Raw genomic sequence first — 12,558 nt, forward strand, 5'->3', positions numbered from 1 at the left:
ACTCCTCAAAATTCCACTTATTTGGTTAGTTTGAGTAGTTTCGTCTAATTTATCCACCCAAGTGCTAAAGCGGCATCAGCGCCCGTTGGCACTTGGGACATACTGCATGGATGGTCATTTGACAGTCAAGCAGATGGAAACCTTCTTTTTGAGCAGTTTTCGACCCAATTTTTAAAATGGAGTCATTTTTAAACTCAATAGTTGAGTTGCATCTAACACAAATTAAGTGATGGTGATGATGGGGATAGGGCTGGTTGATCTCATAATGTTTATGTCCTTCGCCCAATTCCAATTCCCGTAAAAGTCCCATCCTGGCCATCAACTTCAAAGTCCGATAAATAGTTGACAGACTTATCCCCTTCCCTTCACCATCAGTTTCTAGTCGATGATAAAGATCCTCCGCACTCAGATGTTCCCCTTGGGGAAGTTCTTGAAAAATGTGTAAAATCGTTTCGCGCTGGGGAGTTAGTCGCCAGCCTCGTTCGTTCAGTTCTGCCTTGAGTGAAGTAGTTGTGTAGACAGTCATACTAATATTTCTCAACAAAGCCTGTTACTTGAGAATATAACAAATCTTGGGAGCAATTTGCAACAATCATTGCTTATTGAGAATTAATACTAAATATTTAAGAACAATTCATCAAATCTCGATCAAAATTCAAGTAATAAGCTGTATTACATTTAATTTGCATACAGTTAATAGTTAGGATACTTGTAACGCCTGTATCCCTTGACTTTAAATTTTGCATGAGTTAATTTTGAATTGTTTAGTTGCTCCCCACCTTCAAAAGATCTAAGCAAAGATTTGGGGAAACTCTTCTACAACCAGATGCAAATTATTTGCTACAAGCCTCTCAAAGGCTTTTAACAAAGTTTGAAGAGTTAATTTTCCTTTCTCCACAGGCAACAAGTTCTATATCAGGGTCTAAATCACCGTTGCAAAACTTAATTACGAATTATGTAGCTTGCTTCTCGCCGGAGGCAAGTATTACGAATTATCTTAATGTCCTTTGTCCCTAGTCATTTGTCAAGTGTAGTTTTCTAATGACAAATGACTAATGACAAATGACTCTTAAGCATTGATTAACTTAGAGACTCCAAATAGTCGCGGATGAGGTTGCGACGCTTGGGTTGGCGTAGCTTTTGCAAAGCCTTGGATTCTATTTGCCGAACTCGTTCGCGCGATAAGTCAAGAGCGCGGCCAATTTCTGCTAAAGAATAAGGATGACCATCAGCCAAACCAAACCGCATCAAAATTACATCGCGTTCCCGGCTGGTCAAATCTGATAGAAGATGATGCAAGTCTCTTTGTAAAGATTCTCGCATTAACATTTCTTCTGGGGTTACACAGTCAGTTTCGAGTAATTCGCCTAACTCAGTGTCTTTATCCTTGCCGACTTTAGTTTCCAAAGAAACAGAGCGAGGAACCCGTAACAAAACTTCTCTGACTTGGGTTGGTGTCATCTCTAACTCAGTTGCTAAATCCTCTAGAGTCGGAGTGCGACCTTTTTCTTGAGCAATTTTGCGTTGAGCCTTTTTGATTTTGTTTAACTTTTCGGTAATATGGACAGGGAGGCGAATGGTGCGACTAGAAGTTGCGATCGCTCTTGTAATTCCCTGACGAATCCACCAGTAAGCATAAGTACTGAAGCGATAACCCTTAGTGGGGTCAAATTTTTCGACAGCCCGCTCCAAACCTAGTGTCCCTTCTTGGACTAAATCCAATAATTCCAAACCACGATTTTGATACTTCTTAGCAACAGACACAACTAGGCGAAGATTAGCCTTAATCATGTGTTCTTTTGCTTGCAATCCTTGGGACTGAACTTGCTCTAACTCTTCTACAGTCAACTTGGCGATTTCTGCCCAGCGACGTTTGCCATCTGCCAAAGTCGGTCTGAGATCGGATAATATTATGTCAGCAGTAGCAGCCCATCTTTCTAAAGAGGGCCGATGTCCTAGTTCTGAGGTCAGACGCTCCTGAACTTCGATTAACCTTAGATAGGGTGTAATCACTTCATCTCCAAGCTTGGCGGCGTTAGCAAGTACTATCCGCATCCGCAAGTAACGTTGGACTTTTTGAGCTTCTGAAACCTCTTCATCTCGCCCCAACAAGCGAACCCGACCAATTTCTTGGAGGTATAGGCGTACCAGGTCTGTACTCCGGCGGTTAGTGCTAGCAGCAAAGTTAGCATTGTCAGCAGAAGCCAGTTCTAGCTCCTGTAAATCATCTACCGATAACTCGCTTTCATCAACCGTCAGATCCGAGTCCAAAGCCTGGCGGGACTTTTTGGTGTTATGGGGGGCATCTGCATAAAAAGATGTTGCTGGCATAAAGATCGTCTCAATGGCTCCAGGTAACAATAGATTTCGGTCAGCTTAGATTACGGTCAGCTATTCAACTGTTGCTATTGTTCCCGTGATTAACGATGAACTAACATAGTTGAAGATTCCATTGCAATTTTTTTAGAAATTAACTGCAATGGTTTTATTGGATACAGGATTACTGAACTTAATCGGCTACTAAATTTTTGATTTAACCAATAGCTATTCAAATGGGCAGCTAGGCTTTCAATATTTCAACTACTTAGTTAACATTTCAACCTTGATGGTTTTTGATTGTAACTTTTGTAACACAGTATAAACATCCTTGAGTGAATGTCATCTTTATATTTGGCATAGTCACATTTACATGGCTACAAAAGTAATATCCTGACGATTTAGCAATTTTTTCTCAGGATTATTCAGGTATAAGTAGGACTAATAGATATCGGGGAAGTGATTAGGATTAACGGCAAAAATCCTATCGATACGGAGATAGAAAAGGTGGGTAAGTTTATTAAATACTCTCTCTGTGTTCTGCTAACCCGTCAATTTCAACTTAGTCAGGATGCACGCAAAACTATACTCATGCTGTAGGGGCAATTCATGGTTCAGTGGTGTCAACTTAAGCTAAAACGCTTATTTCACGGCGTTTTACCCCCCTTAATCCCCCCTTATAAAGGGGGGAAACAAGAAAATCTAGTTCCCTCTCTTTGGTGAGATTTTTGTATGTTAGGTGATGCCTTATAAAGGGGGAAAAAACAAAATCCAGTTCCCTCCCCTTAGAAAGGGGAGGGTTAGGGTGGGGTAACGCAGATCGTGATGGGAAGCCAGAGAACTGAATATCACGTTTTGACAAGGGTTTCACGTTAAGTTGACACGTATGATTCATGAATTGCCCCTACAAGGTCTGCTTTAGTAGTTGTACTCTGGCTTTATATCTCGCAGCATCAGTTCATCAAGTGCTTGTTGGGGTGTGATTTCACCCTGAAGTAACCGATAAACTTGCTCAGTAATTGGAACTGGAATGTTTTGTTGCTTGGCTCGTTGCATCAAAACCTGGCAAGTGTTCACTCCTTCGGCTGTTCCTGGTAAATTTGCAAGAGTTTCTTTAAGTGTCTTACCACCAGCTAGCTGATAGCCGACTTGATAATTGCGACTTAAGGGACTATTGCAGGTTGCTAACAAGTCTCCTAGACCCGATAATCCATAAAATGTTTCCGTCTTTGCACCCCAGTCGTTACCGATGCGAACCATTTCTGTGAGTCCACGGGTGACTAAAGCAGCTTTGGCATTGGTTCCTAGATGTAAACCATCGCATACACCAGCTGCGATCGCAATCACATTTTTCAGTGTTCCCCCCAATTCCACCCCCAAGGGATCGGGATTGGTATATACCCGGAAACGATGAGAAGAAAATACTAACTGCACTACTTCCGCAGCTGTGGGGATATTACTGGCTACCACTGTTGCTGCTGGTAACTCTAGTTGAATTTCTTTAGATAAATTCGGCCCAGACAAAACAACCACTGCATGGTTAGGAAATACTGTTTGCCAAATTTGCGCCGGTGTACAGGTGGTTTGGGGATCTAAGCCTTTCGTCGCCGTCACAAAAATTGTCTCTGGAGAAAGGGGGAAAGACTGGACTTGAGAAGCAACATCTCTTACACCAATCATCGAGATAGCGGATAGGATTATTTGGGCATCTTTCAACACTGCTTGGAGAGTTTGGGAACCTTGACGCGACCACACGCGCACCTGATGACCATTCACTGTGGCGAGATTTGCCAGAGATGCACCCCAAGCACCTGCACCAAGAATTGCTACAGATTTTGAATTAGTCATTAATCAAGTCTCCCCATCACCCAATCACCACACTTTCTTAGCAATCTAAAATCTAAAATCTAAAATTGACTGCGGGGATAACGTTCTATTAATTCTCTGACTTGTTCTGCATGATATGAGCTTCTTGTCAATGGTGAAGATACAATTTGTAAAAATCCGATTTCTTCGCCGAATGCCTTCCAAGCGGCAAATTGTTCTGGGTTGATAAATTCATTTACTTGTAAATGTTTTTGACTGGGTTGGAGGTATTGCCCAATTGTCAAAATGTCGCAATCTACGGTTCGCAAGTCTTGCATGACTTGGCGAATTTCGGCATCTGTTTCACCGAGTCCAACCATGATCCCAGATTTGGTGTATGTGCTCTTGAGAAGTTGGCGAGTTCGCTGTAATAATTCTAATGTGCGATCGTAGTTTCCTTGGGGACGCACCCGGCGATATAGGCGTGGAACAGTTTCGGTATTGTGGTTTAATACCTCTGGTGCAGCTTGTAGAATCAACTCTAGAGCATTCCAATTACCGCACAAGTCAGGAATTAGCACCTCAATTGTGGTGTTAGGTGAAACAGTGCGAACCGCATCAATACACGCTACAAACTGAGATGCACCACCATCAAACAAGTCATCTCGATTTACAGAAGTGATTACTACATGATTGAGGTTCAGGCGGCGAACAGCTTCCGCGAGCCGTGCAGGTTCCGTGGGGTCTAGTGGTTTGGGTTTTTTCTCAAAATCAATATCGCAGTAGGGACAAGCGCGCGTACAAGCCGGGCCCATAATCAAAAACGTAGCAGTACCGGCATTGAAGCATTCGCCAATATTCGGACAGGATGCTTCCTCACAAACTGTATTGAGAGATAAATCCCGCAAAATGTCTTTAACGTTACCGATGCGTTCACGCCCAGGTGCTTTTACCCGCAACCAGTCTGGTTTTACAGTCACAATCCGCTTTTACCACTAGAGTTATACAAATTTAATCGTAGCAAGCAAAGCCTTGGATGAAGCGATCGCATATTCATATATATAGATGTAACTCTGTTATTTGGCGTGGGTTATGATATTCTTAATTTATAATGCCATTTTTATGGCGGGATGTGGCGCAGCTTGGTAGCGCACTTCGTTCGGGACGAAGGGGCCGCTGGTTCGAATCCAGTCATCCCGATTTTTTTGTGGTCGTTAACAAATTAATGTCGTTATTAACGATTTAAAACCAACTCGAACCAGGGCGGAATATGGGTAAAACCAATTCGCTGAATGATGAGGATTTCGTGAGTTTGTGGAGTTACAGGCTAGGTTTGCAGAAACAGAACATAAAGGGATTTTTTAAGCAAAATTTTTACCCACCTTGAAAGGGCTAGTTCTGATCGCAAAATATTTGCGCTACCGTTTAAATCTGCATTTACAACTAAACCATCCCACTGTGTGAAATAAGCCTCAAGATAGTGTGTGCCTCACCACAGAAGGACTTAAGCTTGGCGTATAAGTTTTGGGAAATAGTGATGAATAAGGAAACAGTTCCTAGTCAAGCTGAAAAATCGAATCCAGAAGGTGAAGCGTCGCAACTAAGTCCAGAAGTACTGGACAAAATCAAACACCCTGCAAGAATCGACGATGTTATTCGGGAGCAATCGGCTGAAGAACGCAAGAGTAACCCAGCTTTAGTACCAGAAATGATTGATGATTCAACTGATGAATAATTAAGTTGGCGATGGAGTAATGGAAAAGCTCATACCGTTTCTTTGTGAAGCTGCATATATTTCCCCCCCGGCTACGCCGTCCCCCCGATGTGTTGAGGGGACTTCTTATGTGCATCTTCATAAAGAACTGGTATCAGGCTCTTAACTTTTTAGAGAAGTCAGTAATCTTGTGAATAATCTTTTGCTGCCCAAGATTATGAAGTGATTTCTGATATCCTTCCGGCGTGTTGATGGCTAATAGCACCGCCGGAATCTCAAGTTTTACTTGACGAGTTAGTGGATAGACTTATCTGATATTTTGTAAGTGCGTTCACGTAGTTTGTCATAGACATTCGCATACGATTACTAAATAAAAATGGGAAGCATCCCACCTTTTTTGCATATCATTGCGTAGGCGGAGCTTTCACAATTATATGCACTGATAACAACGGATGCCTCATTTTACCTTTATTGCTTAGTGCATTAATCAAACATTCTACTTTTATCTAAGCTCGACTTTATCCAAAATTAAGAACTTGCTTCTCTTGTATCGGCAAAACCCTAGCTTTTTGGCAAAAACCTTTTCCATATCACTGATTCTCAGTGAAAACAAAAAAGTAAAACTACCGTACCATGAAGCTTTCAGCATCATCTTGAGTTGTGCCAAAAAATTGAGAAAGTCGAGCTAAAATTACCAACCGTCATCTACACTAGGTTAGATGATCCAGTAGCTGATTTTTATAACCAGGGTTATATGTACAGGAGGTATGACAAAGTAATTTAATATTTAAGTATTATTTAATTTATGAATAATACTTAAGTAAAGAAAAGCAGTCTGTCTAAAAATATCGAGTTGAACGGTTAAATTCTAAATACTCTCTAGAATATAGCGAAGTTTATAAATTTTATTTAGTAATAAATGATTACTCGACATATATTCAGTAATTATGCAACATTATGAAGTAACATAATGCCTTTATAAAGCGTCTCCTTGGCGCAGCCTCTCTTGGAGAATAGAAGCAGGTTGCCTCAAAGTTCTTGCAGAAGTCTTCATATTATGAAACCATAGCTTGTAACTTGCTGATACAAATGCGGCTAGCCTCTGTCTCAGTTTACTCCAGAATAAAGTACTGGTACTGATAACGATAATGACGCGATCGCCAAATTCAGAAAATAATCAGGAACCATCTAATCCTCGTTTATGGCTCCTCCTTTTAGGACGTACCAGTTTAGCTCTCGGTGTCGTTGTGCTGATTGGAATTGCAGTCGGTGCTTGGTGGGCCAGAAACTATGTATATAAGGATTTAGCGCCATTAGTGCAGCAAAATCTCGAACAATCGCTTGGACGACCTGTAAAAGTCGGGAAAGTTGAAGGTTTTTCGCTCTCTAGTCTAAGATTTAGCTCTTTATCCATACCAGCAACTCCTACTGATGCAGACCAGGTGGTAGCAAAAGCCTTGGAGGTGCAGTTCTCGCCCTTGCAACTTCTCCTGACTCGAAAGCTGGGATTAAATGTCACCCTAGTTCAACCCAATGTCTATATCCAACAGGATCGAGATGGTCGCTGGGTTACAACTCAAGTCAAAGCTGGGCAAGGAAAAGGTGCTATTCAAATAGAGTTAGAAACACTTCAAATTCAAGATGGGAATGTGGAGTTATTATCAGCTTCTGCACCAAATAAGCCGAAAGGCTCAGTAATATTAAATCAAGTTGGTGGTGTTGCCCGATTTTTCGATCAAAATCAAAGGATTGATTATGACATCAATGCTCAATTCGCCAGGGGAGGCGCAGTAAAAATCGCTGGTGAAACCCAACTCAAAGCTCAAAAAACTAGCCTCAATCTTTCAACCCAAAATCTCCAAGCATCTGATATTAGTCGATTAATTCAGTTACCAATTGCCTTACAATCAGGATATTTAAATGCTGACTTAGAGGTTCAGATTCCCCCAAAACTTTCAGAAATAGCGATTACGGGAACGGCTACTGCTAATCAAGTCGCAGCTAAAATTCCAAATATTCCTCAGCAGATTTCTAATTTTAATGGAAGATTTGCATTTCAAGGTCAGACCGTTGCTTTAGAAAATGTGAGTACGAACTTTGGCAAAGTTCCCATTCTGGCTAATGGAACAATTAATACTCAAACTGGTTTTAATGTCTCTGCTCAGATCAAACCAGTGACTGCTAAAAATATCTTAGAGACATTAAATGTAAATTCCTCAGTCCCAGCGAGTGGCGAAATTCAAGCAAATATTCAGGTACGCGGCGCAGTTCAACAACCAATCGTTAGCGGTACAGTAAACAACACAAAACCAGTTCAAGTTGACCGCGTTCTCTTCAAAGCCGTCAATACTGATTTCCGCTTGAATGTTTCTCAAACTGCATCTCAACTTGCTGTCTCCAATTTGAAAATAGTCCCCGCAGCCGGCGGTCAAATCACAGGAGGCGGTGAAGCTAATTTAGGAATCAAAAAAGACGTAATATTTAATGCTCAAGTTGATGGTGTATCCGGGGATATATTAGCACGGGGCTATGGTGTTAATCTACCGATCGCAGTGGGAAATGTTTCAGCAAAAGCACAAATTTCTGGCTCACTTAGCAAACAGCCGTTGAACCTTGATATTTCCAGTGTTCAAGTTACGCCACCAACAGGAGGGCAAATTACAGCTAGCGGTCAAATTCAACTGGCTCCTCAAGGTTTAGTAGACATAGGGATTCAAGCTCAAGGTTTACCAGGAAATGCGATCGCTCAAGGTTACAATATTTCAACTCCTCTTAATCTTGGTGGTATATCTGCAAACGCCAAAGTTTCTGGTTCTCTGGATAAACCCTTAAATGTCAATGTGGCTCGCGTCCAAGCAAATCCAGAGGTGGGAGGGCAAGTCACAGCTAGCGGTCAACTTCAGCTTGCACCCCAAGGTAGGGTAGCATTTAATGTCCAAGCCCAAAATTTACCAGGGGATGCGATCGCACGAGCGTACAAATCCTCACCCTCCATCACCATTGGGAAAGTATCGGCAAATGCCAATATTTCCGGCACTTTGAGCAACCTGCAAGCAGTAGCCCAGGTGCAAGCACCGACAGCTACATATCCCACCACCGGACGAGTTGTTGTTACCAAACAAGGAGAGAATATCCTTTTACCAGGTGCTGTATTGAACGTGGCAGGGGGGACAATTGTGGCTCAAGGTCAGCTTGCCCAACAACGCTGGCAAGGGGTTATCAAAACTTCTCAAATTCAACTCAATCGGTTTTCGCCACAACTGCGAGGACGGCTCAATAGCAATATTCAGTTAGCAGGGACAACAAAATCTTTCCAGCTTGCAGATATTCGCGCCGCCGGACAAATCGGCCTTCCCGAAGGTGTAGCATTGCTGGCAAAACCGCTGACGGCTCAATTTGAATGGAATGGACAGCAGATTATAGTTAAAAACGCAAGTACCCCAGGATTGAATGCTAATGGTGCGATCGCAATTCAGACTCCACCAAATGGCGCTCTTAAAATTGCTGGATTTAATTTAAACATACTGGCGCGGAATTTCAACTTAAAAAATACTGGCTTTCAAGTTCCTGGAGACGTAGCAATAGCGGGGTTACTTGATTTTAACGGGCAAGTTACAGGTACTCCAGATGTTCCCCAAGCTAATGGTAACATCCGACTGCGGAATTTCCAGGTTAGTAATTTAGCCTTTGACCCCCTTTTAACTGGAAAGGTGAATTTTCAAGGGGGACAGGGCGCAAGTCTGCGATTAGCGGGTAAGCAAGACATAATTGCCCTTAACCTGAGTGCAGATTATCGTCCAACATCATTTTTAGTCAGTCGGGGTGGGGCAGTTTCCACGGGTAGAACTGAGGGAGATAATTTGCTCATCAACGCCCAACAGTTTCCCATCGCGTTGATTGGGGGCTTTTTACCTAACAATCAATTGAAACCTCTGGGGGGGCAATTATCGGGAAATTTAGTTGTCAATCTTAATAATTATGCAGTTGCGGGGAATGTTGCGATCGCAGCGCCTCGTGTTGCCAGAGTTGCAGCAGACGAATTCCGCGGCACTATCAATTACGCCGATGGTACTGCTAGCTTGGCTAATGGTCTACTGCGGATTGGAGATAGTAACATCGCCTTAAGTGGAAATGTGCAAACAGGAAACGATCCTCAATTTCAATTCCAAGCTAATTTAGACCAAGCTAGAATTGAGAGACTTTTACAAGCATTTAATATCTTCGACTATCAAGACCTTGGTAGCGGATTGAAGCCTCCTAAGTTGGCGGGAGCAGAGGTACTTAATACCAAGCCGATTACTTTGCCCAATGCAGATTTAAAAACACAACTAGCATATTTTTCTAATATTGCAGCATCCCTAGCAAAACAACAGCAACAAGAAACAAAAGAAGCCGCTTCTTTACCTACCCTTGCCGAATTAACGGGTGTTTTGAGTGGAGGAATTACAGCTAATGGCTCGTTAAAATCTGGGTTGAATGTCGGCTTTAATTTCCAAGGTGCTAACTGGAAATGGGGTGAATATTCCATTAATAAAGTTGTTGCTCAAGGTACTTTTGCCGATGGAATCGTCACACTTTCGCCCCTGAGTGTTGGCATAAATCAAGGATTGGTGGCTTTTTCAGGACAGTTAGGAACTGAGCAACTATCTGGAAAATTGAATGTAGCAAGTTTACCTCTATCACTTTTACAACCTTTTATCGAAAAATATCCCATAGATATCACTGGGAATATCAATGCTGACGCTACATTAGGAGGTAATTTAAAAGACCCTAGTATTAAAGGGAAAGTGACATTAGCGGATGCAACTCTCAACAAGAAACCTGTGCAAACAGGACAGGTGAACTTTGACTACAACAAAGCTCGCTTAAATTTCGACAGCACTTTGCTAGTGACAGGAACGCAACCAGTTGCAATTACAGGTAGTGTACCGGCTCCTTTACCTTTTGCCGCAGTGCAACCAGATAGCAATCAAATCAGCATCAACGCCAATGTACAAAATGAGGGATTCGCACTGTTAAACTTGTTTACCAATAATCAAGTTAGTTGGGTAGATGGTCAAGGAAAAGTAAATTTAAACGTCCAGGGGACTTTAAAAGAACCAATTATCAATGGAAATGCCACAGTTAACAACGCAACTTTTCGCGCTCAAGCCTTATCCGATCCCCTCAAAAATGTGACAGGGACAGCACAATTTAATGGCAATACTTTGAGTGTTGAAAAGATTCAAGGTACTTACAATAAAGGACAAATAACTGCATCTGGTATCCTCCCGATTTTTGATTCTCAGCAAGGTGCAGCCAATCCCCTAACAATATCAATAGCAGACAAACTCAATTTTAAGCTGGCAGGATTGTATGAAGGCGGTGTTGGCGGTAATGTTGTAATTCGCGGAACAGCTTTAAAACCTGTAATTGGTGGAGAGATTAAGCTGAGTGATGGTAAGGTGATTATTGGAAACTCTACTGCTAAAGCAAAATCAGCAGCGACAACAGAAGCCAACACTAACGTCATCAATATAGATAGAGAACAGATTAACGCTAATGCTATGGCTACAACACAAACTAGCACTAGCCCTGTAACTCCAACAGATACTAGCAATACCCCAGTAAGTTCACTTAATTTACCTGTACAGTTTGCAGATTTAAAGTTGAGCCTAGACAAGAATATTCATGTTACCACTCAGTCCCTATTGAGCTTTGTACCAGGAGGAGCCGCATTAAGTCAGCCCATCCTAGATTTTGATGCAAAAGGCGACTTGACTATCAATGGTACATTAGCCAAGCCCCTCCCTGAAGGGTTGATTCGTTTGACAGGAGGAAGACTGAGCTTATTTTCCACTGAGTTTACCTTGGCACGAGGCTACGAACAAACTGCACAATTTATTCCAAGTCAAGGACTCGATCCTACTTTGGATGTCCGACTTACTGCGATCGTACCGGAAGCATCAGCAATAAACAGCCGAATTTTAGAATCACCATTGTCTGCTGAAGTCAGCGATGTTTCTGTAAATAACTTTGGGACTTTACGGACTGTTACCGTTCAAGCCAGGGTTGACGGGCCAGCTAGTGAATTGGGCGACAATTTAGAACTGACAAGTGAACCTAGCCGTAGTAAGGGAGAAATAGTTGCTTTGTTGGGTGGCTCGATTCTTAATTCTTTCGGTCAAACAGATGCAGGACAAGGACTGACTAATTTCGCTAGTTCTACCATTTTAGGTGGTTTGCAAGGAACTATTACTGCGATCGGGCAAGCTGTTGGCTTCAGCGAATTTCGGATATTTCCTACCCCTGCTACTACTAATAAAGCATCAACAACTTCAGTTCTGAATTTATCAGCAGAGGGTGTGTTTGATATTAATAAAAATTTCTCTGTCTCTTTATCGCTGCCTTTATCTGCATCTACAGATGAGTCTTTGGGTTATAACGTCCTTTATCGACTCAACGATGAAATTTTGATGCGTGGCTCAACTAATTTGGGGGATGAAAATCAATTCCAAGTTGAGTATGAAACTAGATTTTAGACCAAGAACAATTTAAGTTAAGCATTTCATGATTCAGCAACGCCGATATTACATTTCTTTATGCCCATCTAATTATGTTGTTTTTTGTGAGAGTACAAAATCTCTCTGGTGTCATTGCGAGCGGGGTTCTCCAACGGAGTACGCAATGACGTTTTATAAGCGAACGATCGAGCGATCGCGATATTAAAGGTGTAGCTCGTA

General features: G+C 42.0%; 6 protein-coding genes and 1 tRNA gene. 3 read left to right on the top strand and 4 right to left on the bottom strand.

Annotation, left to right across the window (positions count from 1 at the left end):
* Window positions 1–64 precede the first annotated feature (64 nt).
* From GTQ43_RS30170 to lipA, 4 genes are all read right to left on the bottom strand, one after another.
* Window positions 65–526, bottom strand: coding sequence for a Fur family transcriptional regulator (locus tag GTQ43_RS30170; RefSeq protein WP_094333151.1), 462 nt, complete (start codon window positions 524–526; stop codon window positions 65–67).
* 554 nt (window positions 527–1,080) lie between these two features.
* Window positions 1,081–2,331, bottom strand: coding sequence for an RNA polymerase sigma factor SigC (gene sigC / locus GTQ43_RS30175; RefSeq protein ID WP_265276309.1), 1,251 nt, complete (start codon window positions 2,329–2,331; stop codon window positions 1,081–1,083).
* Window positions 2,332–3,234: 903 nt separating this feature from the next.
* Window positions 3,235–4,164: an NAD(P)H-dependent glycerol-3-phosphate dehydrogenase gene (locus GTQ43_RS30180; RefSeq protein WP_265276310.1), complete on the bottom strand. Its 930-nt coding sequence runs from the start codon at window positions 4,162–4,164 to the stop codon at window positions 3,235–3,237.
* Between the two features lie 59 nt (window positions 4,165–4,223).
* Complete coding sequence (lipA, locus tag GTQ43_RS30185; RefSeq protein WP_265276311.1) at window positions 4,224–5,102, bottom strand: lipoyl synthase; 879 nt, start codon at window positions 5,100–5,102, stop codon at window positions 4,224–4,226.
* Between the two features lie 146 nt (window positions 5,103–5,248).
* Between lipA and GTQ43_RS30190 the strand changes: the two genes are divergently transcribed.
* The 3 genes from GTQ43_RS30190 to GTQ43_RS30200 all read left to right on the top strand — a co-directional run bounded on the left by GTQ43_RS30190 (window position 5,249) and on the right by GTQ43_RS30200 (window position 12,357).
* Window positions 5,249–5,322 (top strand) — tRNA-Pro (locus GTQ43_RS30190).
* A 337-nt stretch (window positions 5,323–5,659) separates the two neighbouring features.
* Complete coding sequence (locus GTQ43_RS30195) at window positions 5,660–5,857, top strand: hypothetical protein (protein ID WP_265276312.1); 198 nt, start codon at window positions 5,660–5,662, stop codon at window positions 5,855–5,857.
* Between the two features lie 1,127 nt (window positions 5,858–6,984).
* Entirely contained in the window at window positions 6,985–12,357 is a 5,373-nt protein-coding gene (locus GTQ43_RS30200; RefSeq protein ID WP_265276313.1) for a translocation/assembly module TamB domain-containing protein, read from the top strand.
* Window positions 12,358–12,558: the final 201 nt, after the last annotated feature.

The sequence above is a fragment of the Nostoc sp. KVJ3 genome, assembly GCF_026127265.1.
In the GTDB taxonomy this organism is placed as follows: domain Bacteria; phylum Cyanobacteriota; class Cyanobacteriia; order Cyanobacteriales; family Nostocaceae; genus Nostoc.